This is a genomic window from Streptomyces manipurensis (genome assembly GCF_049570255.1).
Classification (GTDB): domain Bacteria; phylum Actinomycetota; class Actinomycetes; order Streptomycetales; family Streptomycetaceae; genus Streptomyces; species Streptomyces manipurensis.
In genome coordinates this window covers 4,714,615-4,740,554 of record NZ_CP186950.1, presented here as the reverse complement: position 1 = coordinate 4,740,554, position 25,940 = coordinate 4,714,615, and the positions used below count along the sequence as shown (strand labels likewise).

The following is a 25,940-nucleotide window of genomic DNA, read 5'->3' as shown; positions in this document are numbered from 1 at the left end:
GAGAGACCGATCATGAGCAAGCAGACCATCCTCGGGCGGGTCACCCAGCTGGCCAAGGCCAACATCAACGCGCTGCTGGACCAGGCGGAGGACCCGCAGAAGATGCTGGACCAGCTGATCCGGGACTACACCAACAACATCTCGGAGGCGGAGCAGGCGGTCGCGACCACGATCGGGAACCTGCGGATGCTGGAGGCGGACCACAAGGAGGACGTGGACGCGGCCGCCGAGTGGGGCGCCAAGGCCCTGGCGGCAAGCCGGCGGGCGGACGGGCTGCGGGAGTCGGGGTCGGCGACGGAGGCCGACCGCTTCGACAACCTGGCGAAGGTGGCGCTGGGCCGGCAGCTGCAGTCGGAGAAGGAGGCGAAGACGGCCGAGCCGACGATCGCGGCGCAGACGGAGGTGGTCGACAAGCTGAAGTCGGGGCTGGACTCGATGCGGAACAAGCTGACCGAGCTCCAGGCCAAGCGGGACGAGCTGGTGGCGCGGTCCCGGACCGCCGAGGCGCAGAACACGATGCTGGACGCGGTGAAGAACATCGACGTCATGGACCCGACGAGCGACCTCGGCCGCTTCGAGGAGAAGGTGCGCCGGGAGGAGGCGATGGCGCTGGGCAAGCAGGAGCTCGCGGCCTCCTCGCTGGACGCCCAGTTCGAGTCCCTGGAGGACCTCGGGAAGACCGCGGAGATCGAGTCGCGCCTCGCCGCCCTCAAGTCCGGGAAGGCCGCCTAGCGCACCCACCCGCCTCGCCCCGCCCCCGACCGGCAGGCCGGGGGCGGGTGGGCGGTCAGCCGTACATGTTGAGCAGCTGCTCCGCGGAGAGTTCGACGACGGCGTCCTGCGCCGCGCCGGGGAGCGGGAGCTCGAACCAGACGGTCTTGCCGCGGTGGGTGCGGCGCGTGCCCCAGCCCGCCGAGAGCAGTCCCACCAGCTGCAGGCCGCGGCCGCCCTCGTCGGTGTCCCGGGCGCGGCGGCGGCGCGGCTGGACCAGGTTGGCGTCCCACACCTCGCACACCAGGGTCCGGTCCAGCAGCAGCCGCAGCCGGATCTCGCCCTCCCCGTAGCGCAGGGCGTTGGTGACGAGCTCGCTGACCAGCAGCTCCGTGGTGTCCAGCAGTCCTTCCAGGCCCCATGCGGGGAGTTTGGCGCGGGCCAGTTCGCGGGCGCGGCCCACGGACCGGGCTTCGCGGGGCAGTTGCCAGTCGCCGACGGCGTCGACGGGCAGGCCCTGGACCCGTGCCATCAGCAGGGCGATGTCGTCCTCGCCGTGCCGGGTGTCCAGGGTGTTGAGGACGTGGTCGCAGACGTCCTCCAGGGGGCGGACCGGGTCGGCGAGGGCCGCGCGCAGGCCGCGCAGCCCCTCTTCCAGCGGGTGGTCGCGGGATTCCACGAGCCCGTCGGTGTAGAGGGCGAGCAGGGCGCCTTCGGGGAGTTCGACCTCGACCTCCTCGAAGGGTTCGCCGCCGACCCCGAGCGGCAGGCCGGGCGGCACCTCCAGCAGCAGGGCGGGCATGGGGTCGCGGTCCTCGCCGGAGCCGTCGTCGGGGGTCGGCGAGACCAGCACCGGGGGCATGTGGCCGGCGTTGGCGATGGTGCAGCGGCGGGTCACCGGGTCGTAGACGGCGTACACGCAGGTGGCGAGGTAGACCTCCGAGCGGTCGGAGTCGCGGGAGTGCAGGGCGGCCCGGGAGGCCTGCTGGGCGCCGCCGGGGGCGCCGAGGCCGCGCGCGATCTCGTCGAGCGCGGTGAGCACCTCCGCCGGTTCGAGGTCGAGCAGGGCCAGGGTGCGTACGGCGGTGCGCAGTTCGCCCATGGCGACGGCGGCCCGCAGGCCGCGGCCCATGACGTCGCCGACGACCAGGGCGGTGCGGTGGCCGGGCAGTTCGATCACGTCGAACCAGTCCCCGCCGACCTCGGTGGCCGCGTTGCCCGGGAGGTAGCGGCAGGCGATGTCCAGGCCGGCCGCCTCCGGGTCCCCGGGGGGCAGCAGGCTGCGCTGGAGGATCAGCGCGCGCTCGTGCTCGCGCCGGTAGAGGCGGGCGTTGTCGATGCAGACGGCGGCGCGGGCGGCGAGTTCGACGGCCACGGCCCGGTCGCGTTCGCCGAAGGGTTCGCTGCCCTTCGTGCGGGAGAACTGGGCGAGGCCGACGACGGTGTCGTGCGCGACCATCGGCACCAGCAGGGTGGACTGTACGAGGTCCTCGGGGCTGTCGCCCTCGATCAGCCGGGGCCGTGCGGTGCGCAGGGCGAGGGCGCCCGGGGAGGCCGCCGGGTAGCGGTGGATGTCGCCGACGGCGACCAGGGCGCCGGGGCCGGACAGCGGGGCGTCGGAGACGGCGGACGCGAAGGCGACGCGGCGCAGTGCGGCGGACGGGGTCCGGGCGGGTCCCTGGCCGGGCAGGCTGGGGACGCCGGGGCCCTGCGGGCGGGCGGGGCTGTCGTCGTCGCCGAGGAGCAGTCCCTGGTAGAGGTCGACGGCGGCCAGGTCGCAGAAGCCCGGGACGGTGACGTCGAGGAGTTCGCGTGCGGTGGTCTCCAGGTCGAGGGAGTTGCCGATGCGGTGCCCGGCCTCGTTGAGGAGGGCGAGGTTGCGCCGTACTCCGGCGGCCTCGCGGGCGGCGAGGTGGCGGCGGGTGACGTCGGTGCCGATGCCGGCGACGCCGATGGGGCGTCCGCTGCCGCCGTGGACGCGGTAGAGGTTGATGGACCAGTGGCGGTTCTCGCGGCTGCGCGGGGTGGCCCCGGTGATCCGCAGGTCGGTGACGGAGTCGCCGGTGTCCAGGACGCGGCGCAGGGCCTCGGCCATCCGGTCGGCCTCGTGGGCCGGCAGGTAGTCGTGGACGGTGCGGCCGCGGTGGGTCTCGGCGGGGCCGCCGAAGACGGTGGCGAAGCGGCGGTTCGCGCGCTGCACGGTGAGGTCGGTGCCGAAGAGCAGGAATCCGAAAGGAGATTGGCCGAATATGGCTTGCGAGGCGGCGAGGTCGGATTCGATGCGGCGCAGGGCGCGTACGTCCACGACGACGCACAGCGCGGCCCGCTCCGAGGTCTCGGTCAGGGTGGGCATCACGTAGATCTCGGCCACGCCGTGGGCGCCGTTGCCGCCCGGGATCCGGAAGGGGATCAGGCCGGTCCACTCCTTGCCGTCGAGGATCTCGGCGACCTTGCGGTGCGCGTCGGCGCGCAACTCGGGCGGCATGAAGGCGTCGACCGGGTCCCGGCCGACGGCCTGGGCGGCCGTGAGGCCGAACAGTTCCTCGGCGCGCAGGCTCCACTGATCGATGTACCCGTCGGGGCCGATCGAGAAGGACGCGACCTTTATGTAGTCATATATCGAGCCAGGCGGACTGCTGTGCCACAGGGCGTCGTGCCATGACTCCCGAGGCACATTGGCCTGATGTGCCTGCGCAGGTATTTCGCTCACGCGACCGTCCCCTCCAGCTCACCGCAACCGGACCGGCCATGACGGCAGTATTCAGCACCACGACCCCGGACGGCACGGCGTTCCCGATCACAGCACGGTCTCGATGATTTCGAGCCATGTCACGCGATCGCCCCGGACCCCCTTCCCGGCCGCGGCCGGGAGGCGCCCGCGGGGGTTCCCGCGCCACCGCTCTTCTTGTTACTCACCAGGAAGAGCCAACTCGAACCACACAGTCTTCCCTGTTTTCCCGTGGCGTGTTCCCCAACGCTGCGAGGACGCGGCCACCAGGTGCAGTCCGCGGCCCCCCTCGTCGTCGGGGTGCGCGACCCGCTCACGGGGCGGATCCGGAAGCGGATCGGAGATCTCCACGAGCAGGGCGGGGCCGTCCGCGGGGTGACCGGGATGACCGGGGTGGTCGGCGCTGCGGCCGGCGGCCGGATCCAGCCGCATCAGCCGGACGCCGATGGGGCCGGAGGCGTAGCGCAGCGAGTTGGTGACGAGCTCGCTGACCAGCAGGACGGTCACGTCGCCCACGGCGTCCAGGCCCCATTCGCGCAGGGTGCCGCGCACGGCGTGGCGTGCGGTACGGACGGAACCGGGTTCGGCGGGGAAGGCCCACTCGGCGCGTTCGCCGTCTGTGTCGATCACGCCGATCACTTCCCGGGCCGGCAGCGACCCCAAGTACGTTCGTCGAGGACGAAAAGGGGCGAGATACGGATTAATAGCGACATACCCGATATTCGGGGCGTCGTACCACCCGATCGTCCCTCACCGCGCCCGGTGGCGCGGACGGCCTACTCCCCGGAGGGGGTGTCACCCGCTCCCGCGCTCCGCGCGCAGCCGGCGTCCCGCCTCGGCGACGGCGGGCCGGTCCTGGTCGAGCCAGTCCACCGAATCCAGTTCCTCCGGCGCGAGCCAGCGCAGTTCGTCGTGGTCCTCCAGCGGCGCGGGCTCCCCGGACAGCAGCCGGGCGGTCCACACGTGCAGGACGAGGCCGGGCGCCAGCGGCCACTCACCCGGGATCCGCTCCAGCGGCTCGCTCTCCACCCCGAGCTCCTCGCGCAGTTCGCGCACGAGCGCCTCGGGGACGGATTCGCCGGGCTCCGCCTTTCCTCCCGGCAGCTCCCAGCGTCCGGCGAGCGCCGGCGGGGCGCTGCGGCGGGCGGCGAGCAGGCGCCCCTGATGACAAAGGGCTCCGCCCACGACCACGCGTACCGTCATGGGCGGAGCCTATGCCAGCGCCGTGGGGCGCCGCCCGTCTCAGTTCATCGTGGCGGTCTGGCCGATCCGCTCGACCCAGTAGAGCTGCTTGTGGCCTCGGTCGTCGAGGCTGTCGGCGACCTTCTGGGCCTCGGCCCGGGTGGGGTACCGGCCCACCCGGTAGCGGTTGCCGTTGTCGTCCTGACGTATGACCAGCCACGGGAGCAGGGCACCGCTGTCGTTCATCGCGTTTCACCCTCCGCCGACGTATCTGCCCGGGAAACCGCATTGCGCATATGCCCGAGCTTACGCCCGACCTTTACGGAGCGGATACGGTTTTTCACGAAGAGATACCTGGCAGGCGTACGCATCCGGCCACGCGTACGAGTGCGCCGCGCGCGCCGGTGCGGAACCGGGCGCGAACGGCCTCGGGACGGCCTCCCGCCTGCCCTCCGCGCTCACGCGCCCGGGGAATACCCGCAGGTAGCTTTCGGGGGAACCGGTCGTCCGGGCACTCCACGGGCCCGGGTGAAGGACGGGGTCCGGCCACCGCGAGACCGCCCCGGAGGGCGACTCAGGGGCCGGACGGCCCGAAAAGGGCGGGGAAGGCGGTGACCGGGAGACTCACGATCGCGCCGAAACCCGCCGGGTCGGCTACCGCACCGGGAGGTGGTAGGCGAGGCGGTAGCGGTCCGCGGGGACCACCACGTCGGCCGTCTCGACGGCCCGGCCGGAGGCGAAGTAGGTGCGGCCGATCACCAGGACGACGTGCCCCGGGACCCCGCCGAGCAGGAGGATCTCCTCCGCGAGGCCGGGCCGCGCCCCGACCTCCTCCACCACGTTGTCGACGACGACGTCGATCGCGGCCATCCGGTCGACGACCCCCGAGCCGCCCAGCGGCCCTTCCTCCGGCAGCATCACGGGGGTCCGGCCGGTCAGGGCGAGCGGCTCCCACGAGGTGGACAGCATCATCACCTCGCCGGCGTCCCGGAAGACGTACCGCGTCCGCATGACGCGGTCGCCCGGCTCGATGCCGAGCCGCTCGGCGATCTCCGCGGGCGCCCCGGTCTGCTCGCTGTTCGACTCCCAGGTGCCCCGGGCCGCCGCGTCCGCCTGCTCCTGCCGGAACGGCGTCGAGGCACCGCCCGCGCGGTAGCCGGAGCGGGCGACGCGCCGCGGCACCGGCTGCTCGCGCACGTACGTGCCGGATCCGGAACGGCCCTCGACGAGCCCCTCCGCCATGAGGACCTTGCGCGCCTCCAGGGCCACGGTGTCGGAGACCCCGTACTCCTCGCGGATGCGGGCCTGGGAGGGGAGCCGGGCGTGCGGGGGCAGAGAACCGTCGACGATCTTCCGTCGAAGATCCCCGGCCACGCGCAGATAGGCCGGCTGCTCACCGAAAGTCACTGGCCACTCCCATCAGGTTGACAGACAGCCACACCCTGGCAACCGACGGTTGTAGACCGCAAGCAAGGGCCAGAGTTTCACCCGAAGTGATGAAGCCAGGTCACTCAAACCCATGACGGCGCGTTATCCGCAGGACGTCACACCGACGCGGACGCGGGCTCCCGGCCGGGCTTGTGGGACGGCGTCTGGGTCCCCTCCCCCGGCTCCTCCAGCCACGGCGGCACCTGGGTCGACAGGCCGAACGCGCCGCGGAACGCCTTCTCCGTCTCCACCGACAGCGCGCGCAGGGCCCGGTCCCACTGGCGGTCGAAATCCGCGGCCGTCCGCGCCCGGGCGGCCGCCTGCCACTCCGCGCGCGCAGCCTCCACGGCCTTCAGCTGCACCGCGACGGCCGGGACCGCGTCCGGGCGGGAGGCCTCCTGCTGCAGCACCGTCGCCTCCTCGCCCAGCGCCGCGTTCACCTCCCGCGCCCACGCCTGGTACTTCCCCAGCGCGTCCGCGACGTCCTCCTCCGGGGGCCGGCTCATCACGAACTCCACCGCGTTGGCGGCCCGGAGGAAAGCGGCCTGCCCGGGCTTGAGCATGCCGGCGTCCTGCCGCAGGCTCCCGCTCCACTCCTCCTCGGTCGTGCCGATCACGCAGAGCAGCAGCCGGTCCCCCTCGCTCCAGGATTCGGCGGAGGGCGCGTAGTAGAACATCTCCGCGTACTCGGGCAGGGCCCAGGTGTCCATCGCGTACTCGTCCTGCGCCTTCCAGCACGCGTCCTCCGCGGCGCGGTCGGCCCCGCCCATCAGGGAGGTGTCGGGCGCGCCCGCCGTGCGGGAGGCGGTGACCTCCCCGTGGTGCACCTGGGAGCAGTCCACCTTGTAGGTCAGGGGCCGCTCGTCGAAGAGCTCCCCGCCGGGCACGTTGAAGCAGTCGCCCGCCCGCAGGGCGTCCATGTCGGTGAGGACGCCGTCGACCTCCAGCTCGGGGAGTTCGCCCAGCCCCTCGAACTCCCTGACGACCGCCGAGACGGCCCGGTCGACGGTGAGGACGAGCACGCCGGTCATCACCACCGACACCACCAGTCCGACGATCGCGAGGACCCGCCCCGCCTGGCGCTTCCCTGCCGTCTGCACGAGGGCCACGATGCCGAAGACGATCCCGAGCGGCGGGAAGCACAGCAGGCCGACCAGCAGCGAGGCGAGCGCGAAGCCGTTCAGCGGCGGCGGCTGGGGCGCGAGGCCGGGCGGCGCCCAGCCGGGCTGCGGGCCCCGGCCCGCGTACGGGGGCTGCGGCGGAGGCCAGGAGGGGCCGTCTCCGGGAGGGGGGCTCGGCGGGGTGCTCACGGGATCGGACTCCATCGCAGAGGGCGTCGAGGGCATCACGGCGGCACCACGAAGGGCGCGAACGAATGCGCGAATAGTACGCAGCGGGGGCGACCGTCGCTTCGGTCGCCCCCGCACTTCGTCCCGCGGACCGCTCAGGGTCCGCCGCCAACGCCCGTCAGAACTGCAGGGCCCAGGAGTCGATCTTGCCGGAGTCCCCGGCGGCGTAGTCGTTCACGCGGAGCTTCCAGACGCCGTTCGCGGTCTCGGCCGCGGCGTTGACCGTGAAGGTCCGGACGATGTTGACGTCGCCGCCGTTGGCCCGGTTGTGCAGGTTGTAGACCGTGCCGTCGGGCGCCACCAGGTCGACCCGGAGGTCGCCGATGTAGCTGTGCTTGATGTCGACGGGGACCTTCAGCGTCGCCGGGGCGTTGCCGACGACACCGCTGACGGTGATCGGCGACTCCACCGTGGCGTTGTCGTTGATCGTGACGTCCGCCGTGTTGTCGAACCGCTTGCCGGGCGGGACGGGGCCCTGGGCCGTGACGTGGAGCAGGCGGTTCGGGGAACCGGTGCCGCCGCCGGTGACCAGGTTCGGCGTGGAGGAGCCGATCAGGGCCGTACCCACCTGGGCCGGGGTGCTGGCCGGGTTCTGCGAGAGGTAGACGGCGGCCGCCCCCGCGACGTGCGGCGTGGCCATGGAGGTGCCGTCGATGGTGTTGGTGGCGTAGTCGCCGGTGTTCCACGCCGAGGTGATGGAGGAGCCCGGCGCGAAGAGGTCCAGCGCGGATCCGTAGTTGGAGTAGCCCGCCCGGCCGTCCGCGCTGTTGGTGGCGCCGACGGTGATGGCCTCGGTGACGCGCGCAGGGGACTTGGTGGAGGCGTTGGCCGACTCGTTGCCCGCGGCCACGGCGTAGGTGATGCCGGAGGCTATGGAGTTGCGGACGGCTGCGTCGAGCGCGGAGTCCGCGCCGCCGCCGAGCGACATGTTGGCGACGGCCGGCTTGACGGCGTTGCGGGTCACCCAGTCGATGCCCGCGACGACCTGGGCGGTCGTGCCGTAGCCCTCGTTGTCGAGGACGCGCACGCCGACGATCTTCGCCTTCTTGGCCACGCCGTAGGCGGTGCCGCCGACGGTGCCGGCGACGTGCGTGCCGTGGCCGTGGCCGTCCTGCGCCGTGAAGTCGTTGTCGATGGCGTCGTAGCCGTAGGAGGCACGGCCCCCGAAGTCCTGGTGGCTGATGCGGACACCGGTGTCGAGGACGTAGGCGGTGACGCCCTCGCCCGCCTTGTCCGGGTACGCGTAGCCCTTGTTCAGCGGCAGCGCCCGCTGGTCGACGCGGTCCAGCCCCCAGGACGGCGGGTTCGGCTGGGAGGCGCTGACGGAGAAGGTGCGGTTCTGCACCACGGACTCCACCGCCGGGTCGGCCGCGAGCTTCTTGGCCTGCGCCTCGGACACCTTGACGGAGTACCCGTTGAGCGCGGCGCTGTAGGTCCGGTCGATCTGCGCACCGTAGCGCTTCGCGACGGTCTTGCCGCTGGTGGCGGTCGAGAGCGCGGCGGAGGACTTCAGGGTCACGATGTAGCTGTTCGGCACGGACCCGGGGGCGCCGGCGTTCTGGATCACTCCGCGGGCGCCGGTGTCGGCGGCGGAGGCGGGCAGTGCGGCGGCCGAGCCGAGCGTGAGGGCCGCGACCGCGGTCGCGCTGATGCCGGCGATCTTCCGGCGGGTGTGACGCATCACGGGCATGTGACGGTACTCCTCCTAGTGGTGCGCTGCGAGGGGTGTGACGGATCCGCAAAAACGTGGCCATGACAACGCAGACGGCCCAACAGGCTGCCGCCTCCGAAAGGTTGACCCACCCCTCGGCACGACCCACGAGGGGACACCGGACGCGTAGCATCCGAGCCACACACCGCCCATGATCGAACAAAGGTGCTCGCACATGACTCACGCACCCCCCGGTTACGTCTGCTCAGAGGACGGTACACGCGCGGACGTCCGGACCGCGCCCTGGGGGTGCCCCCTCTGCGGCGGCCCCTGGGACCTCGATTTCACACCGGACCCGGACGCGGTGCTGGAGCCGTCGGCCGGGCCGAACTCCCTGTGGCGCTACGGGTCCGTGCTGCCGCTGCCGGGGGCCTTCTCCGTGTCGCTCGCCGAGGGCCACACCCCGCTGGTGCCGCTGACCGACCGCATCCACGCCAAGCTGGACTTCCTCATGCCGACGCTGTCCTTCAAGGACCGGGGGGCCGTGATGCTCGCCGAACTGGCCCGGCGGCTCGCCCCTGAGCGGGTGGTCGCGGACAGCAGCGGCAACGCCGGGACCTCCGTGGCCGCGTACTGCGCCCGCGCCGGACTGGCCTGCGAGGTCTTCGTGCCGGAGGGCACCTCGGCGAAGAAGACCGAGCAGATGCGGGCGCACGGGGCGGTCGTACGGGTGGTCCCGGGCGGCCGCGAGGCGGCCGCGAAGGCCGCCCGTACGGAGGCGGACGCGCCCGGGGTCTTCTACGCGAGCCACGTCTTCAACCCGTACTTCCTCCACGGGACGAAGACCTACGTGTACGAGGTGTGGGAGGAGATGGGCCGGCGGCTGCCGGAGGCGCTGGTGGTGCCGGTGGGCAACGGCACCCTGCTGCTCGGGGCCGCGCTGGCCGTGGAGGAGCTGGCCCGGCGGGGGGTCAGGCCGCCCGCGCTGATCGCCGTGCAGTCCGAGGCGGTGGCCCCGCTGGCGCAGGCCTTCGCCGCGGGTGCGCAGGACGCCGCGCCGGTGGAGCAGCGCCCGACCCTGGCCGAGGGCATCGCGATCCCGGCGCCGCCGCGCGCCCGGCAGATCCTGGCCGCGGTCCGCGCCTCGGGCGGCACCTTCCTGACGGTCCCGGACTCGCGGCTGCGCGAGGCCCAGCGGGACCTGGCCCGCCGCGGCCTCTTCGTGGAACCGACGGCGGCGGCCTGCTGGGCGGCGGTCGGACCCGACGCCCCGGACGATCCCCTGCAGGGCCGAACGGCGGTGGTCCCGCTGTGCGGGGCGGGCGCGAAGACGGGCCTGGCGGCGGCACCCTGACGCCGGGGGCGGGGGGCTTCGGGGTGGGGGCGGGCCGGCGGACGGCCCGCTTCCCTGTCGCAAAACCGCGAGACCGGGCCCGACCCGTCTGATCAACTGGCCCCATGACCTCGCACTCCGAACTCGTCGCCAGGGCAACCGCGTTCGCGGACCTGCACACCCCCTCCGCCCCCCTCGCCCTCGCCAACGCCTGGGACGTCGCCGGCGCCCGTATCGTCGAGGCGAGCGGCGCCCCGGCCGTCGCGACGACCAGCGCCGGTGTCGCCTGGTCGCTGGGCTCCCCCGACGGCGACGCCCTCGCCCGCGACCGGGCGCTCGACCTGATCGCCCGGGTGACCGCGGCCGTCTCCGTCCCCGTCACCGCCGACATCGAGGGCGGCTTCGGCGCCGATCCGGCCGCCGTCGGGGAGACCGTCGCCGGGGTCGTCGCCGCCGGCGCGGTCGGAATCAACATCGAGGACGGCCTCCGAGAACCCGCCGAGCAGATCGAACGGCTCGCCGCGGCGCGCGCCGCGGCCGACGCGGCCGGGGTGCCCCTCTACGTCAACGCCCGGGTCGACACCTACCTCAAGGGCCTCGGCGACCCCGCGGACCGGCTCGACGAGACCCTCTCCCGGGCCGCCGCCTACCTCCGCGCCGGGGCCACCGGCATCTTCGTGCCCGGCGTCCTCGACCCCTCCACCGTCGCAGAGCTGGCCAAGGGCATCGACGCCCCGCTCAACATCCTCCTGGGGCCCGACGCCCCGTCCGTCGCCGCCCTCGGCGCCCTCGGGGTCTCCCGGGTCAGCCTCGGCTCCTGGGTCGCGGAGGCCGCGTACGCCGTGGTCCGCCGCGCCTCCGAGGAGCTGGCCGCGACCGGTACGTACGGCGCGCTCGCGCAGTCCCTCCCCTACGGCGAGATCAACGCCCTGCTCAAGGACCGGGACGGCCGGTAGGGACGGCTGCCGCGCGGGGCGACGGGTGCTGCCGGTGGCGCGGCGTCGGCCCCCGCGCCCGGGCGGTGGGCGGGGTCAGCCCCGCGCCGCCCGCTCGTAGAGGGCCTTCGCCCGCTCGTCGAACAGCGCCGCCGTGGAGTCCACGTCGGTGTCCCCGCCGCTGAGCACGCCGATGAGCCGGCCGGCGGGCTGCGCTCCGCCGCGGTCGGCGATCCAGGGGCTCCCGCTGGTCCCCGTCCAGAAGCCGGCGCAGCTCATGTAGAGCATGTCGGGGTCGTCCTCGTCGTGGCGGGTCTGCGTCGTGCAGGAGACGGGCTTGTTCTGCGGGTTGTGGTCGGACTCCGGATAGCCGACGACGGTCACGTCCCGGTCGTAGCCGGAGGTCCATTCGGGCTGCGGGGCCTCGGCGCTGCCACCCACAGCCTCCTGGACGCTTCGCCCGTCCTCGTCCGGCTCGATGGTGAGGAAGGCGAAGTCGGCCGTGTCCTCGCCCCACTTCGTCCAGCGGTCGTCGACGTGGATCGAGCTCACCTTCCACACCCCCAGCGGCTGGGTGCCCCTGCCCTCGCCCGAGAAGGCCGGGGCGAAGGAGAGCTCACCGATGGCCAGGCCGTCGTGGGCCACCTCGCCCGGCGCCCCGTCCTCCCCCGCGGGCGCCACGCAGTGCGCGGCGGTGGCGACGACGTTGCCCCGAGGGCTGTCGACGACGCTCGCCGTGCACCAGTGCTCGCCGCCCGCCATGAGGACGCCGACGGTGGGGAAGGGGAGCGTCGGCCGCTCGCCGGGCGCCTTGAGGAAGGTCACGGCGAACACCGCCACGACCCCCGCGGCGGCAGCGGCCGACGCCCCCTTCACCACCGTGCTCATCGCACGCCGGGATCGGGTGTCGGTGCCTTCATCACCTTGCTGATCCACTCCAGGGAGCCCTCCCTCATGCCGCGCACGTAGGACTTTCCGTTGTGCTCACCATCCTGGATCACCTGGAGCGAGGTGTGCACGGGGCCCTTGCCGTACTCCTTCATGAACTTCTCGGCCTGCTCGCGGCCGGTCTCCTTGGTCCCGATCTGGAAGTTGATGTAGACCTCGGGGCCCTTGGTGTCGATCAGCTTCTGGGCGAGCTTCTCCGGGTTGTTCGCGTCCATGGCCTGCGTGTTCCCGTTCCACAGCGGGGAGTCGGGGACGATGTCGGTGCCGCTCGCGATGGCCGCCTTGAAGCGGTCGGGGTACTTCAGGAGCTGCTTGAAGCCGTTGAACCCGCCCGCCGAGGACCCCATGAAGGCCCACCCGTCGCGGGAGGTGAAGGTGCGGAAATTGGCCTTCGCGAAATCCGGTACGTCATCGGCCATCCAGGTGCCCATCTTGGGCTGCCCGGGGATGTCGGAGCCGTCGAAGTGGTGCTTGGTGTCCGCGTTGGTCACCGGCATGATCAGGATGAAGGGCAGGCTCTTGCCCGACCTGGCCCCGTCGGCGACCGCCTGCTGGAGGCCGAGGCCGGGGCCCGTCCCCCAGTAGTTCGTGGGGTAGCCGCGCCCGCCGGGCAGCGAGATCAGGACCGGGAAGCCGCTCCGGGCGTACCTCGGGTCGTCGTACTCCTTGGGCACCCACACCCACACGTCACCCGTGAACCCGGACTTCTTGCCGGTGAGGGTGGCCTTGCCGATCTGGGTGCCGTCGGGCAGCCGGCTGGTGCGCACGAACGAGGCCGCCGGGCCGGTGGGCATGAGCACCTCCGGCAGGACCTCGGTGGCCGCGGCGGGCTTCGCCTGCTTGTCCTGCACCTTCCCGAAGGAGACCGGATCCCCTATGTCCGAGAAGAGGCCGAATGTGTAGGCCGCGCCGCCCCCGGCGAGGGCGAGCGCGAGACCGCCGCCGATCAGAAGCAGGCGCAGGCGGTGGGGGCGACGGCCGCCCTCGGTCATGGGGCTGCCGTCGCCTTGCTGGTCATGCTGCACGGTTGTGTCCCGTTCCTTCTCCGGCGCCCACCCAGGGGCGCGGGCCGGACCGATCGGTCCCCCCTTACACCCATTACAGAGGTATGAACGACGCTACGGGTTGCCTGGGACGGCCGTGACGTGGCGCGCGCCACGCGCGGGGGGGGCGCGCCGGGGCCGGGGTCAGCCCGCTTCGGGCTTCGGGGCCTTCAGGACCTTGCTGATCCACTCCAGGGAGCCTTCCTTCATGCCCCGGACGTAGTGCCAGCCGTTGTGCTCGCCGTTCTGGATGTCGCGGATGGTCGTCTTGACGGGACCCTTGCCGTACTGCTGCTGGAACTTCACCATGCGGTCCTTGCCGCTCTCCTTGGTCCCGACCTGGAAGTTGATGTAGACCTCCGGACCCTTGGTGTCGATCAGCTTCTGGGCGAGCTTCTCCGGGTTGTTCGCGTCCATCTCCGCCTGGCGGCCCTTCCACAGCGGGGAGTCCGGGACGATCTCGCCACCGCTGGCGATGACGGCCTTGAACTTGTCCGGGTGCTGGAGAACCGTCTTCATGCCGACGAAGGCGCCGGAGGAGGAGCCCATGAAGGCCCAGCCGTCACGGGACTTGTACGTACGGAAGTTGGCCTTGGTGAAGGCCGGGACGTCCTCGGCGATCCAGGTGCCCATCTTGGCCTGGCCGGGGATGTCGGAGCCGTCGTAGTAGTACTTGTTGTCCGGGTTGAGCACCGGCATGATCACGATGAACGGCAGGCTGGTACCGGCGCCGACCCCCTCGCTGATGGCCTTCTGGAGGCCGAGGCTGCGGTCGGACCAGTAGTTCGCGGGGAAGCCGTTGCCGCCGGGGAGGGCGATCAGGACCGGGAAGCCGCTCTTGGCGTACTTCGGGTCGTCGTACTCCTTCGGGGCCCACACCCACACGTCGCCCTCGAAACCGGACTTCGCGCCGGTGACGCGGGTCTTGGCGATGATCGTGCCGTCGTCGAGCTTGGTGGTCTGCTTGAAGTCGGACTTCGGTCCGGTCGGCATGAGCACGTCCGGGTCCCCGCTCGGCGTGGCGCCGGCCGAGGCGCCGCCGGCGTCCGGCTTCGCGGCGGCCGGGGGCGGGTTCTTGCCGAAGGTCACGGCCTCGCCGTTGCCGGAGAACCAGTCGAGCTTCCACGCGGCGAAACCGCCGCCGCCCAGCAGGACCGCGAGGGCCACCACCGCGGCGATCCATATTCGGCGCCGGGACCGCCCCGGCCGCTCGGACCCGCCGGGAGGCTCCTCGCTGTAGCGGTACCGCGGACCGCCCTCGTCGTATCCGCGCTGCTCCGGCCGTCCCTGCTGCTCGTACGGGTGCGGGTGCGGCCCGCCGCCCTGCTGCGGCGGGTACGACGGCTGCTCGTACGAGCCGCCGTGCGGCTGCCCGTACGGCTGCGGGTCCTGGTGGGCACCACCCCGGCCCTGGGACGGGTACTCCTCGTACGACGACTGGTCATCAGGCCGCGGGCGCTGCGGGTACTGGTGCACGGACTTCGCTCCGAACGGTCTTGACTGCCCCGGGGGCAGAACGGCTGGGCATCCCTGGGGGTGCCTCGCCGGTCGCGCCGGACCCGCGGGCCCCGGTACCGCACCGCGCCGTCCTCGGTCGGCGACGCTCCGCGCCGCCTCCCTCGTCCGCCTCACGATCCACGCACCGGACCCCACTCCCCGATCCGGCCCGATCGACAAGGCACCCCCCTAGTCCTGATGCGCAAATCCCCCGCACAGTTCCAAATTCGAGCAGAGAACGGAACGCGCACCGCGCCGGGCGGGTCCGGGGCGCATCAGCGCTGGGTGTCGAGGACCTCCGCGCAGCGCCCGAGCAGCCCGACGAGCAGCTCCCGCTCCTGCGGGGTGAACGCGGCGGCGAGGGCGCGCTCCACCCGCACCGCACCCTCGTCCGCGAGCTCCATGGCCGCGCGGCCCTCGTCGGTGAGCCGGGTCTCCAGGACGTTGCGGTGCCACTCGTGCGGGGTCCGCTCGATGAGGCCGCGCTCCTGGAGGTTCTTCAGGACGGTGTTCATGGTCGGCGCCGTCACCCCGCACAGGCGGGCGAGCGCGGCGGCCGAGATCCCCGGCTTCTCCGCCAGCCAGAGCAGGGCGGCGTACTGCGGAACCGTTACTGCCGCCGGCTTGCAGGCCGCGTTCTTCGCCGCGAGGAGGGCTTGCTCGGCGCGCTTGAGGTGAGAGCCGATGCGCTCCTCGGGGGCCATGGAGGTCATGGACGGCATCCTACGACCCTTGCATGCATTAGAGCTCTAATCTACATTCGCCCTCAGTCGATCAGTAGAGGACATCCGATGAAGCGCGACAACACCGACGGCACCACCACGGGTCTGAAGGGCCTCAAGGGTCCGCAGGGCCCGGGCGGCTCGCGGAGCCGGAGGACACCGGCACGCTCGACCGGAGTGGCCGCGGGCACCCTGGCCCTGCTCCTGGCCGGATCCCTGAGTCTCGGCGCGGCCCCCGCCCACGCCCACGCACCGGCCGCAGCAAACGCGCAGGCCGCGAAGGCAGCGCAGGCCGCAGAGGCCTCGCGCGTACGCATCGGCACGGCCTTCGCCCTACCCGGCGCGCGGGTCTACCCGGAGGGCATCGCCGTGGACCCCCGGACGCGCGCGGTGTACGTCGGCTCGTACGCGGACGGGACCGTCTACCGGGCCCGGCCCGGCCGCGCCGAGGCCGAGGTGTTCCTGCCCTCGGGCACCGACGGCCGCCGCACGGCGAACGGCCTGCGCGTCGACGCCCTCGGCCGCCTGTGGGTGACGGACTCCACCACCGGCGTGGCGGTCTACGACACCGCGACGGGGACCCGCCTGGCCCACTTCGAGGTGGCCGCCGGAGCGCCCGCCCGCTTCGTCAACGACCTCACCCTCACCCCGGACGGCACCGCGTACCTGACGGACAGCGTCCGCGGGGTGCTCTACCGGGTGACGCCGCGGCAGCTGGCGGCGGGCGGCGGCGTCCTGACCGTGGCCCACGACCTCACCCCGGCCCTGCGCCCCCGCCCGGCCGGCGGTTTCAGCCTCAACGGGATCACCTCGGACCGTACGGGCCGCTACCTGCTCACCGTCGACATGACGGAGGGCGACCTCTACCGGGTGGACCTGCGCAGCGGCGCCGTCCGCCGGGTCGCGCTCACCGGCGGGGACATGAAGGCCGCCGACGGCCTGGACCTGGCCCCCGACGGCAGCCTGCGGGTCGCGCACAACACCACCAACACGCTGACGCGCTGGCAGGTCTCCGCGGACGGCACCCGCGCGCGGCTGGTGCGCACGGTCACCGACCCGTCCCTGCAGATCCCCACGACCCTCGCGCACACACCGGGTCGGACCCTGGTGGTGCGCTCGCAGTTCGACAAGGGCGGCCCGATGGACACCGGCCCGGGCACTCCGGGCACACCCGGCGTCTTCACGGTGGCCGCGGTGAGCGGCCTCTGAGGGCGGGCCCGCGCTCCCCTGGGCTCGCGGGTCACACCGCGCGGGAGCCGGTACCGGTGTGACCGTCGGCCTCGGCTCCGAGGCCGGCCTGCTCGGCGCCCCGCCTCCTGGCCCGCGCGTCGGCGACGGCGTAGGGCAGTCCCGGCAGCAGCAGGAGCGGCGGCACCCACAACGGCAGCGTGAACAGCGGCGCCTCACCGAACAGCAGGTCGGCGGCGATGGCCACGGGGAGCCCGACGGCGAAGGCGAAGGCCCAGCTCAGGCGGATGCCGAGGCGGCCGCGGCGCAGACCCCAGACCACGCTGACGGTGGCGAGGGCCGCCCAGAAGGCGAGGTTCCCGGGGGCCACGTCCAGCCGGGTGGTCCACCGGGTCAGGTAGGGGAACAGCAGGACACAGCCGGCCAGGAAGCACGCGAGGGACGCGGAGCGCAGCACCCGGCGCGGGAGCGGCGCCCGGGCCCGCGCCCACGCGGCGGCGAAGGCGCGGACGTCACCGCCGACGACGTCCCGCCCGGTGCGTCCTGCCGCCCGCGCGTCCTCCAGGTGGGCGGAGAGCTCGTCGAGCATCTCCCGTACGGAGGCGTCGTCGACGCCGCGGTACTCCCAGTTGGTGCGGCAGGTCGCGAGTATCCGCTCGTCGGTCATGGTGTCTTCGGCCGAGGCGTTTTCGGTCAAGGCGTCTTCTCCCCCGTGTCGGCCGGGTCCTGCGCGGTCCGCGCACCCCGTCCGGCGTCCGTCGCGCCGGTCAGGATGCGGTCCACCGGCCCGGCGAAGGCGCGCCAGTCGGCCCGCCCCCCGTTCAGTTCGGCGTGTCCCGCCCCGGTCAGGCGGTAGTACTTGCGCGGGGCGCCCCCGCTCGGGGACGGGGCCCGGTAGGAGGACACGAGCCCGGCCCGTTCCATCCGCGCGAGCAGCGGGTAGATGCTGCCGTCGCTGACGAGCTCCAGTCCGCCGGCGGCGAGGGCCTCGGCGAACTCGAAGCCGTACCGGGGCCGTTCGGCGATCAGTGCCAGCAGGCACAGGTCGAGCACTCCGCGCAGGAGCTGGCTGCGCCGTTGATCACCGGTCGCGCCCGCATCCTTTGTCATGCGGCACAAGATAGTCAGTGACTACCTTGCGCCGCAAGGCAATGGGCGCCCGCCTCACACCGGGGACACGGGAGGAGCCGGGGGCGCGGGCGGAACCTCCGCCGCGAGCCGGCGGACGGCGGACCGCAGCATGAACGCCATCACCACCTCGGCCACACCGAGCAGCACCAGCCACAGACCCAGCAGCCGGGTCAGGGCCACGGCGGAGTCCACGGGGAAGCACAGCACGACGATCCCCGCGACGGTGCCGAGCGCACCGAGGCCGACGAGCATCCCGCGGTGCACGAGCGCGTGGTCGGCGATCGCGACGTACACGGTGAGCAGGCCGGTCAGGAGCCAGAACACCCCGACGATCAGCGACAGCGCACCGATGGTCTGCATCGGATGCCGCAGCACGAGGACGCCGGCGAGGAAGGCGAGGATCGCGATCAGCACCCCCGCCAGCCGACTGCCGCCGGCCTCGTTGCCGTGCGAGAACGCCGAGACGAACCGGAAGCCGCCGGCCACGAGCAGCTGCAGGCCGATGATGACGGCCAGGATGTGCAGCGTCTCGTCGGGCCAGACGAGCACCAGAATGCCGGGGATCAAGGTCGCGAGGGCGACTCCGAGCGCCCAGTGCCACGAACTCCCGAGCTGCTTCAGCTCGGCCTCGGGGTCACTGTGCCGGTGCTGCGCCGCCGCGTCGGGACGTACGGTCATCACGCCTCCCGGGGGCCGAACGAACGGCTATTCCCTTGCGCCCCACTTTAGGCCGATTCCCACGCCCCGGCCTTCCGCGGGCGCGAGCGACCGCACCCCAGGCAGCACGACCACCCCGCGTGACGGCTGCGATCGCTAGGGTTGACCCATGACCGCACTGCCCGACTGGATGCGCCCGCCGCGCGCGGAGGGCTGGTTCGCGGAGGACCTCGACCACCTCCCCGAGGCCCCCCGGCACACCGAGCTGATCGACGGAGCCCTCGTCTTCATGATGTCCCCCCAGAGGTCCTGGGACGGCCGCCTCGTCACCGCCCTGACCACCACGCTCATGGCGCAGGTGCCGGCCGGCTTCGAGGTCGAGCGGAAGATGACGATCCGTCTCGATGCACGCAACCGCCCGGAGCCGGACCTCCTGCTGACGAACCTGCCCTACGACCCGGACCGCACCTGGTACGCCCCGGAAGACGTGCACCTCGTCGTGGAGGCAGTTTCCCCCGAGTCCGCCCACCGCGACCGCACCGTGAAACTCCGCAAGCACGCGGAGGCGGGCATCCCGCACTACTGGTGCATCGAGGACGAGGACGGGGCGCCGGTCGTCCACGTCTACGAGCTGGACGAACCCACCGGCGCCTACGCGCCCGCCGGAATCTTCCGCAGCACCCTCCACCGCCCGGTGCCCTTCGAGATCACCCTGGACCTCGACACCCTCACACCGCCCCGCAGCGGCTGAAGGCAGCACCGATCACCCTCTGCGGAGGGAACGAGGGCGACCGTACGACACAGCCCCCGCGCACACGGTCCATCCGCGACGAGGACGCCCTGCGGGAACACCGGCGCACGGCACGTGAGCGCAGACCCTGGGACTTCCTCGGTGACATGCGTTGACTCCCGACGACCGTTCACGGGCGTCCGGCGGACTGGCTGCGGACTGCCCGTGCCCCCGAGGCCGAGAAACCCGTGGCGCACCGGCAGTACCGGCAACGAGACTGCGCAGGTGAGCGACTCCTGCCCCTGTCCCTGCTGCGGGCACCGCGTGCTGGACGCGATGCCCGGCTCGTACGAGATCTGCCCCGTCTGCTTCTGGGAGGACGACGGGATCCAGTTCCGCTGGCCGACCATGGACGGCGGCGCGAACAAGGTCTCCCTGATCGAGGCCCAGCGCAACTACCAGGAGTTCGGCGCCTGCGACCCGCACGGCCGGCGGCACGTCCGCCCGCCGGCCGAGGACGAGCCGCTCGACCCCGCCTGGCGCCCCATCGACCTGACCCGCGACTCCTTCGAGGACGGGCAGGCCGAGGACCGCGCCCCGTGGCCCGACGACCGCTCGGTGCTCTGCTGGTGGCTCCCCACCTTCTGGCGCCGAGACCGTACGGCGTCATGACCACCCACATCGAGAGACTCGTCCAGCAGCTCGACGGCGAGTCCGGCGAGTCCTACACGTAGGCGGAAGAGGCAACGGGCAACGCCGCCGAACGCCGATCCCCGCGGCGCGCCGCGTGCCAGACTCGATCTCGGATGCGCGGCGGGAACGGCCATCACGGCTGGTCACCGCCGGACTTCGCATCGACCGACGAACATCGAGCGGAAGCCATGCACGGGGGCGCATCTCCTCCACGGCAACCGCCCAGGGGGAGGTTGATGATGAGCACACCTTTAGGTTTTGGCCCGCAACTTCGCCGCTTACGACAGGAAGCGGGGCTGACTCTGACCGAGTTCTCCGCAGCGCTCAACTACGACAAGGGACACCTGAGCAAGGTCGAACGCGGAGAGCGGTCCGCTTCGCTCGACCTGGCCCGGCGATGTGACGCCTTCCTCGGCGCCAACGGTGAATTGCAGCGCCTGGCCGTCCGCCCCGATGCCGGCTCCGAAGCCGACGCCACGTCGAGCCCCTGGCTCGTCGGGCGCCGGGAAGTCCTCGCGGCAGGCGCGGGGGCACTGATCGACATCGGCCTGAGTCTGGGTGGCCCGTCGCACCCCGCATCCGATCCTCTTCTCCCTTCCTTCCGCGCTCAGTTCGACCTGCTCCGGAAGCTCGGCCAGTCCACCGCACCCGGCGTCCTGCTCCCGCTGCTCCAGACCCAGACACGCATGGTCGTCAGCCTGGCTTCCGACGCCCCGTCCGCCACTCGGGCTGCCGCACTCCTGCTCGCTTCGCGATTCGCCGAGTTCACCGGCTGGATGGCGCAGGAAGCCGGGGACAGCAACACTGCGCTCGGCTGGACGGGTGAGGCCGTCCAGTTGGCCCACGCCGGGGGCGATCCCCACCTCAGCTCCTACGCGCTCGTGCGACGCGCCCTGGTCACCCTTTACGACGGGGACGCCGCGGCCACCATCACCCTTGCCCGCAGGGCTCAGGGCAGCGGACTTCCACCCCGCATCCGCGGACTCGCGGCCCAGCGGGAAGCACAGGGTCACGCACTCGCAGGCGACGAGCACGCGTGCCTCAGCAGCCTCGAAAGGGCACGCGAACTGCTCGACAGCGACGGCGCGCACAGTGGCACCGAGCCCGTGATCGGCACCACCCACGTGAGCGATCCTGCGGCGATGACCACCGGTTGGTGCCTGTACGACCTCGGCCGTCCGGGGGCCGCCGCAGAAGCGCTCGACCGTGAGTGCCGACGCCTTCCGGCGCAGGCACTGCGCACCCGCACCCGGTACGGCTTCCGCAGGGCCCTGGCTCTCGCCGCCTCCGGGGAGGTCGAGCACGCCTGTTCGGTTGCCGGGGAACTCCTGACCGTGATGCCGGCCGTGCCCTCGGCCACGGTGAACAGCGATGTCCGCCGACTGGCACGGGAACTGTCCCGGTTCCAGAGCAGCCCGACCGTACGGGATCTGCAACCGGCGCTGGCCCGGGCGCTCGCCCCCGCACCTGACTGAGCCCGCACCACAACGCCGGCTCGCCGGACCGCCCGGCGGGAAACACCGCCCACCCACGACTCCCGCGGAATCGCCGACACCCGTCAGCCGGAAGGCGCCGTGTCACACGCTCGGCAGCTTCGGCTGCTCGCGAGCGACCGCAGCCCGCGTGGCGCACCCGCTTCCGCACCCACCTCTTCGACGCGCCGTGCCCTCGCACGGCCCGGCACGCCCTGACCCCGGTCCCACCACGCCCGAATTCACCGCGGTCCGGGGCCCGTACGTACAAGCACGCGCCCGCCCACCGCAGTTCTCCTCAAGAAGGGAACCTTCATGCACGAGATCTTCGTCAACTACCGCACAGGCGATGAGGAATCAGCCGCGGCCATGATCGCGTACGAGCTGACGCGACGGTTCGGACCCGATTCGATCTTCTTCGCCAGCACGTCGATCCCCGCCGGACGCCGATTCCCCGCGGAGCTGGTCAAGGCCGCGGAGGAGTGCGAGGCGCTGCTCGCCGTGATCGGCCCGCGGTGGGCAGAGGTGCGCGGGGCCGACGGTCGCCCCGCCCTCGAAGCCGAGCAGGACTGGACCCGTCATGAGATCCGGACCGCGCTCGACCGGGGAGTCCTGGTGATCCCCGTACTCGTCGGAAAGGCCACGCGGATCGACCGCGCAGTCCTCCCCGAGGATCTGCTGGAGCTGGCGGACTGCCAGTACAAGCGGTTTGACCACCGCAACGCCCAGCCGGACCTGAAAGCGCTCGGAGACACCCTCGCCCGGCTGCTGCCCGATCTGGGCCGTGCGGACCGCGACGCCCAGGTGCGGGACGAGCCGCAGAAGGCCGGTGACCGAGAAGAGCCGGCCGGAGGGGCCGGCCACCCCAGGATGCAGGCGCGCGACCTCGAACAGCGTGTCCGCGGCGGTATCGGGAACCTCAACGGAAACCTGTCCGGCACCTTCGTCAACGAGCCGCAGGGGCCGGTGAACACCGGCCCCGGCAACCAGTACAACGCGCCCCATTTCGAGGGCGACAACAGCGGGGTCCAGTTCACGGCGGGCGACAACAGCGGCACGGTCCATCAGCGCTTCGGGCGGGATCGCCGGCGCTCGGACGACGGGCGATGACCGACCGGGACCACACCACGGTCACCGATGCGCGCGGCCCGGTGAACACCGGCTCCGGGGACCAGTACGTCATCTACGCCGCCACCGACCGGCTGATCCGAAGGCGGGCGGAGTCCCTCCGGATCAGCCGCGACGATCGGCTGCACCTCGCGGACAGGTTCGTCCCTCCGGCCCGCTACCGCATCGCCGCCGACCTCCTGGAGGAGCCCGGCTCGGTGGTGCTCGTGAACGGACGGCCCGGCAGTGGCCGCCGCGCCGCCGCGATCATGCTGCTCCACCGGTTCGGTGAGGACCGGAACGTCGACGAGGAGGGGGTCCGTGTCGAGGAGCTCCCCGTCACCGGCAAGGACCGCGACGCGGGCAGCGACGAGGACGAGGTATCCCCCGGCAGGGGGGACCGCTTCCTCTTGGACCTCTCCGGGATCACCGACGAGGCGGAGTACGGCGAGGCCCGACGCCGCCTGGCCAGGCACCGTACGCAGGTACAGGAGGCGGGGGCCCACATGGTCGTCGTCCTGCCGTGGGCCATGAGATACGACCACCCGCCGGACCTCGCACGGCACACGGTGACGCTCGGCCGGCCCCGGGGCCTCGCCGTCCTCACCCGGTACCTCCGCATGGAGGGGATGCAGTTCCGGGCCGCGGACCTGGCGAGCACCGACCTCCAGCGCCTGTGCGACCAGTCCGCCGTACGGGAACTGGTACGACTCGCCGGGTTGGTGAGGGAAGCCCACGACAGCGGCCGGTTCGGAGACGGCTTCTCGGCGTGGCTAGGGCAGGCGTTGCACGCGGTGACCAACCGCGCCGACGAGGTGGAACGGCAGGTGGCCGAGGTCCGCGACACCCCCGAGCGGGCCCTGTTCCTCGCGGCCGCGCTGTTCGAGAAGATGCACGCCGACATCGTCTACGCGGCGTGGCAGCGCCTGATGGGAACGGTGAGGCACGAGGAGGAGGCGACGTCCGAACTCGGGCGGACCGACTTCGGAGCGCGCTTGAAGGTCCTCGGGATCGGGCGTGACGCGGACGGTCGGCTCCGCTTCGAGCGCCTCGCCTATGCCGACGCGGTAAGGACGTATTTCTGGGCGAACTTCCCCGGCGTGCGGGACGACCTCAGGGACTGGATCGACACGTCCTCCGAACTGCGCGGCCTGACCACCGACGAGCGGGTGGACGTCGTCGTCCGCTTCTGCGAGCGGTCTCTGGCCGCCGGACGCCCCGACCACCTGTTCGACCTGGCCGCACGCTGGGCGGACCGCGCGCCCGGAGCGCAGTGCGATCCGCGAGCGGTGGCCGCCCTCGAGCTCGGACTCGGCCACGAGCGGCTGGGTGGATGGTTCCGCCGGCGAATGTACGAGTACGTGAGATCGCCCGCCTTGTCGGACGGGCTCGCTCGGGTCCTGACCGTCGTCTGCCGCCGCAGCCTCGCCGCAACCCACCCGGACCAGGCAGTGGTGCGGCTCCGCTACCTCGCCGTACGGGAGACGGAGGCCTCGCAGGAGGCCAAGGAGGCCCTTCTCGAACTCGCGAGCCGCGACCGCAGGCTCTACCGGCTGCTCATCGACCGCCTGCGGCCCGGGGCAGGCAGGGACACCGACCGGGGGAATCCCCACCTCGACCTGCTCACGGCGCTGCTGGGGAGTGACCGGGCACCGGATCCTCCACGCTGGCCGGACCTGTTCCTGGGCTGGGAGGCCGTGTTCGCCCAGCCTCCGACGGAGCTCTGGCACCCACTGGCGGGCAGTTGGCTGAGCGCCGTGGCGGACGACGGGACCCGCGAGATGGCGCTGGAGGTGATGGTGGGGGCCACGCACGGCCGTGCAGCCACCCTCCACCGCCTCTACGTCATCGCCTACGACTGGGCGGGACCCACGCCCAGCGCTTCCCGCGCGGCCGTCGCGAATCGCTTCTGGCAGCACATCGACCACGCGCGGTACGCCCGTACACCGGTTACGGAGCAGTCGGGCGCCGGACCACGAACCATGGAAGAGGCACGATGAAACACCGTTCTGCCGGTCTGCTGTTCGTCGCCCTCTGCGGCATCGCACCGGCCGCGCTCGGAAACCTCCTGCACTGGTCGGCATGGCTGTGGGGGTTCCTGTCCATGGTCACCACCTCGGGGTCCCTGCTGCTCATGATGACGCTCCTCAGCGGCGATCCGGCATCGAGGCAGCCCGCGGAAGCCGAACCTCCTGCGCCTCCGACGGAGCTGCCGTACCAGGAGACCCGGGTGGTCGACGCGGTACTGCCGAGCGCGACGGACGGCTACGACTTCCTCTTCTCGGCCACGGTGTGGTGGCAGCCGACACCCGAACACCCCCGTCCGTCCGAAGGCGCCTCCCCCGCCGTCGCCGTGTCCTCGGTCGTCAGCCGCGCCCTGGAGGTCGTACGTCACGAGGAGCCGGGCCGGGCGAGCTTCGCGCGGTACCGCCTGGAGGGCGAGCTGGGCGTCCCGGCTCTGGACCGGAGCCGCCGCGTCAAAGCACTCGCAGCCGATGTGACACTCACGCTCTCCCCCGCCGACCGCGAGCGCCTGCGGAAACTGAACGACCTCCGCAAGGACGAGGAGATCTGGGAGTACGAGCGGCAGCACGAACGCAACAAGAGGCGCTACCTCGGCGACGACGTGCTCAAGAGCGCGGGGAGCGCGGTGGTGTGGTGGCTCGCCCGCCACGAGGACGAGATCGAAACGGCGGTCGACATGATCGGCCCGCTCGCCCGGATCTCGGCGGCGGCCAACGACACGGAAGTCCCCGAGCTCTTCCGCCACCTCCTCGTTCCGCCTGTGGGCACGCCCGCGGACGTGGCTGCCGGACAGCCCTCGAGGGGTCGGGGTGATGGGAGCGAGGAGATGTCCGACCCCGAGCAGGGTCTGGGTGTCTCTGATCGGCTGCGTCTGCTGCTCGCCGTGGCGGGCCTGAAGCCGGACATGGACGGCCACACGGTGTTCGTGCACCGTGTGATGCGGAGCTTCCAGGAGGCAGGGCTGGAGGAGGCAGCCGAGGAGATCAGGCACAGCTTCCTCATGAGTTCCGAAGAAGGCGAGGCCCAAGGGGTGGAGAACGCGGGCGCGCCTCAGGACGCAGGAAGTACGGAGGGGCCCTGGCCTCCGCGCTTCCCGGACCACGACGACCTCGCACCCGTGGGCACGCCCGCTCGCCCGGATGCCGAAGCGGGTGCGAACACGTTCGCGACCGCCGCCACGGACGGCCCCACGGGCGAGCCGAACGGGAACACCGTCCGGAGCTGGCGGCAGACGGCCGAACCCGACACGGCAGCACCGCACCTCTGGGACCCCTCGTACACGGTCCGCCGACCCGCGGCGTCTCGGCCCTGGGACAGCACCGACGAGCACGGCGACTGACACCCGAAACGCCCGCTCACGGGGGCCGACCTTCCCAGTCGGCCCCCGGAAGGCGCCGAGAGGGGCCGGCA

24 protein-coding genes are annotated in these 25,940 nt (G+C 72.4%); 10 read left to right on the top strand and 14 right to left on the bottom strand.

The window, feature by feature from the left end; translation table 11 throughout:
• Positions 1-12: 12 nt before the first annotated feature.
• Positions 13-732 carry a PspA/IM30 family protein gene (locus ACPU2J_RS22085; protein WP_423833865.1) on the top strand — a complete coding sequence of 240 codons (720 nt, stop codon included), beginning with the start codon at positions 13-15 and terminating at the stop codon, positions 730-732.
• 55 nt (positions 733-787) lie between these two features.
• On the opposite strand, the gene ACPU2J_RS22080 is transcribed toward ACPU2J_RS22085, so the two are convergent.
• The 7 genes from ACPU2J_RS22080 to ACPU2J_RS22050 form a co-directional block, all read right to left on the bottom strand.
• Positions 788-3,385 carry a SpoIIE family protein phosphatase gene (locus ACPU2J_RS22080; protein WP_420079710.1) on the bottom strand — a complete coding sequence of 866 codons (2,598 nt, stop codon included), beginning with the start codon at positions 3,383-3,385 and terminating at the stop codon, positions 788-790.
• A gap of 234 nt (positions 3,386-3,619) precedes the next feature.
• The gene (locus ACPU2J_RS22075; RefSeq protein WP_420082365.1) at positions 3,620-4,078 is read right to left on the bottom strand and encodes an ATP-binding protein; all 459 of its coding nucleotides are present in this window, start codon (positions 4,076-4,078) and stop codon (positions 3,620-3,622) included.
• Positions 4,079-4,234: 156 nt separating this feature from the next.
• Positions 4,235-4,642, bottom strand: coding sequence for a (deoxy)nucleoside triphosphate pyrophosphohydrolase (locus ACPU2J_RS22070; protein WP_365069759.1), 408 nt, complete (start codon positions 4,640-4,642; stop codon positions 4,235-4,237).
• A 39-nt stretch (positions 4,643-4,681) separates the two neighbouring features.
• Positions 4,682-4,867 carry an SPOR domain-containing protein gene (locus ACPU2J_RS22065; RefSeq protein ID WP_361590483.1) on the bottom strand — a complete coding sequence of 62 codons (186 nt, stop codon included), beginning with the start codon at positions 4,865-4,867 and terminating at the stop codon, positions 4,682-4,684.
• Positions 4,868-5,275: 408 nt separating this feature from the next.
• On the bottom strand, positions 5,276-6,028 hold the full coding sequence (locus tag ACPU2J_RS22060) for a GntR family transcriptional regulator (protein ID WP_420079712.1): 753 nt from the start codon (positions 6,026-6,028) through the stop codon (positions 5,276-5,278).
• 137 nt (positions 6,029-6,165) lie between these two features.
• Complete coding sequence (locus ACPU2J_RS22055; protein WP_420079713.1) at positions 6,166-7,359, bottom strand: DUF4190 domain-containing protein; 1,194 nt, start codon at positions 7,357-7,359, stop codon at positions 6,166-6,168.
• 157 nt (positions 7,360-7,516) lie between these two features.
• Complete coding sequence (locus ACPU2J_RS22050; protein ID WP_420079714.1) at positions 7,517-9,088, bottom strand: S8 family peptidase; 1,572 nt, start codon at positions 9,086-9,088, stop codon at positions 7,517-7,519.
• Positions 9,089-9,284: 196 nt separating this feature from the next.
• Here ACPU2J_RS22050 and ACPU2J_RS22045 point away from each other — a divergent pair, with 196 nt between their 5' ends.
• Complete coding sequence (locus ACPU2J_RS22045) at positions 9,285-10,403, top strand: threonine synthase (protein ID WP_420079715.1); 1,119 nt, start codon at positions 9,285-9,287, stop codon at positions 10,401-10,403.
• Positions 10,404-10,507: 104 nt separating this feature from the next.
• Positions 10,508-11,338, top strand: coding sequence for an isocitrate lyase/PEP mutase family protein (locus ACPU2J_RS22040; protein ID WP_420079716.1), 831 nt, complete (start codon positions 10,508-10,510; stop codon positions 11,336-11,338).
• Between the two features lie 75 nt (positions 11,339-11,413).
• Here the strand turns inward: ACPU2J_RS22040 and ACPU2J_RS22035 are convergent, their stop codons facing one another.
• The 4 genes from ACPU2J_RS22035 to ACPU2J_RS22020 all read right to left on the bottom strand — a co-directional run bounded on the left by ACPU2J_RS22035 (position 11,414) and on the right by ACPU2J_RS22020 (position 15,518).
• Positions 11,414-12,205 carry a trypsin-like serine peptidase gene (locus ACPU2J_RS22035; RefSeq protein WP_420079717.1) on the bottom strand — a complete coding sequence of 264 codons (792 nt, stop codon included), beginning with the start codon at positions 12,203-12,205 and terminating at the stop codon, positions 11,414-11,416.
• Positions 12,202-13,290 (bottom strand): alpha/beta hydrolase, encoded by a 1,089-nt coding sequence (locus ACPU2J_RS22030; RefSeq protein WP_420079718.1) that lies wholly within the window; start codon positions 13,288-13,290, stop codon positions 12,202-12,204. Before ACPU2J_RS22030 ends, ACPU2J_RS22035 begins: the two co-directional genes overlap by 4 nt.
• Positions 13,291-13,452: 162 nt before the next feature.
• Positions 13,453-14,784: an alpha/beta hydrolase-fold protein gene (locus ACPU2J_RS22025; RefSeq protein ID WP_423833864.1), complete on the bottom strand. Its 1,332-nt coding sequence runs from the start codon at positions 14,782-14,784 to the stop codon at positions 13,453-13,455.
• A gap of 296 nt (positions 14,785-15,080) precedes the next feature.
• Positions 15,081-15,518: a MarR family winged helix-turn-helix transcriptional regulator gene (locus ACPU2J_RS22020; RefSeq protein ID WP_399310319.1), complete on the bottom strand. Its 438-nt coding sequence runs from the start codon at positions 15,516-15,518 to the stop codon at positions 15,081-15,083.
• Between the two features lie 78 nt (positions 15,519-15,596).
• On the opposite strand from ACPU2J_RS22020, the gene ACPU2J_RS22015 reads away from it, so the two are divergent.
• Positions 15,597-16,736 (top strand): SMP-30/gluconolactonase/LRE family protein, encoded by a 1,140-nt coding sequence (locus tag ACPU2J_RS22015; RefSeq protein ID WP_423833863.1) that lies wholly within the window; start codon positions 15,597-15,599, stop codon positions 16,734-16,736.
• A 31-nt stretch (positions 16,737-16,767) separates the two neighbouring features.
• On the opposite strand, the gene ACPU2J_RS22010 is transcribed toward ACPU2J_RS22015, so the two are convergent.
• Genes ACPU2J_RS22010 through ACPU2J_RS22000 form a run of 3 tightly spaced genes read right to left on the bottom strand, consistent with a single transcriptional unit; the run spans position 16,768 to position 18,524 of the window.
• Entirely contained in the window at positions 16,768-17,412 is a 645-nt protein-coding gene (locus ACPU2J_RS22010; RefSeq protein ID WP_423833862.1) for a hypothetical protein, read from the bottom strand.
• Positions 17,409-17,825 (bottom strand): PadR family transcriptional regulator, encoded by a 417-nt coding sequence (locus ACPU2J_RS22005; protein ID WP_423833861.1) that lies wholly within the window; start codon positions 17,823-17,825, stop codon positions 17,409-17,411. The genes ACPU2J_RS22010 and ACPU2J_RS22005 overlap by 4 nt, the downstream gene beginning before the upstream one ends.
• Positions 17,826-17,879: 54 nt before the next feature.
• Complete coding sequence (locus tag ACPU2J_RS22000) at positions 17,880-18,524, bottom strand: HdeD family acid-resistance protein (protein ID WP_361590517.1); 645 nt, start codon at positions 18,522-18,524, stop codon at positions 17,880-17,882.
• A 148-nt stretch (positions 18,525-18,672) separates the two neighbouring features.
• Between ACPU2J_RS22000 and ACPU2J_RS21995 the strand changes: the two genes are divergently transcribed.
• The 6 genes from ACPU2J_RS21995 (at position 18,673) to ACPU2J_RS21970 (ending at position 25,869) form a co-directional block, all read left to right on the top strand.
• Entirely contained in the window at positions 18,673-19,254 is a 582-nt protein-coding gene (locus ACPU2J_RS21995) for a Uma2 family endonuclease (protein WP_423833860.1), read from the top strand.
• Between the two features lie 264 nt (positions 19,255-19,518).
• On the top strand, positions 19,519-19,905 hold the full coding sequence (locus ACPU2J_RS21990; protein WP_423833859.1) for a CPCC family cysteine-rich protein: 387 nt from the start codon (positions 19,519-19,521) through the stop codon (positions 19,903-19,905).
• Between the two features lie 260 nt (positions 19,906-20,165).
• A complete protein-coding gene (locus tag ACPU2J_RS21985) occupies positions 20,166-21,401 on the top strand; it encodes a helix-turn-helix domain-containing protein (protein ID WP_423834993.1) in 1,236 nt (411 codons plus the stop codon).
• Positions 21,402-21,713: 312 nt separating this feature from the next.
• Positions 21,714-22,508 carry a toll/interleukin-1 receptor domain-containing protein gene (locus ACPU2J_RS21980; RefSeq protein WP_423833858.1) on the top strand — a complete coding sequence of 265 codons (795 nt, stop codon included), beginning with the start codon at positions 21,714-21,716 and terminating at the stop codon, positions 22,506-22,508.
• Entirely contained in the window at positions 22,505-24,505 is a 2,001-nt protein-coding gene (locus ACPU2J_RS21975; RefSeq protein ID WP_423833857.1) for a hypothetical protein, read from the top strand. The genes ACPU2J_RS21980 and ACPU2J_RS21975 overlap by 4 nt, the downstream gene beginning before the upstream one ends.
• Positions 24,502-25,869 carry a hypothetical protein gene (locus ACPU2J_RS21970; protein ID WP_423833856.1) on the top strand — a complete coding sequence of 456 codons (1,368 nt, stop codon included), beginning with the start codon at positions 24,502-24,504 and terminating at the stop codon, positions 25,867-25,869. Before ACPU2J_RS21975 ends, ACPU2J_RS21970 begins: the two co-directional genes overlap by 4 nt.
• Positions 25,870-25,940 lie beyond the last annotated feature (71 nt).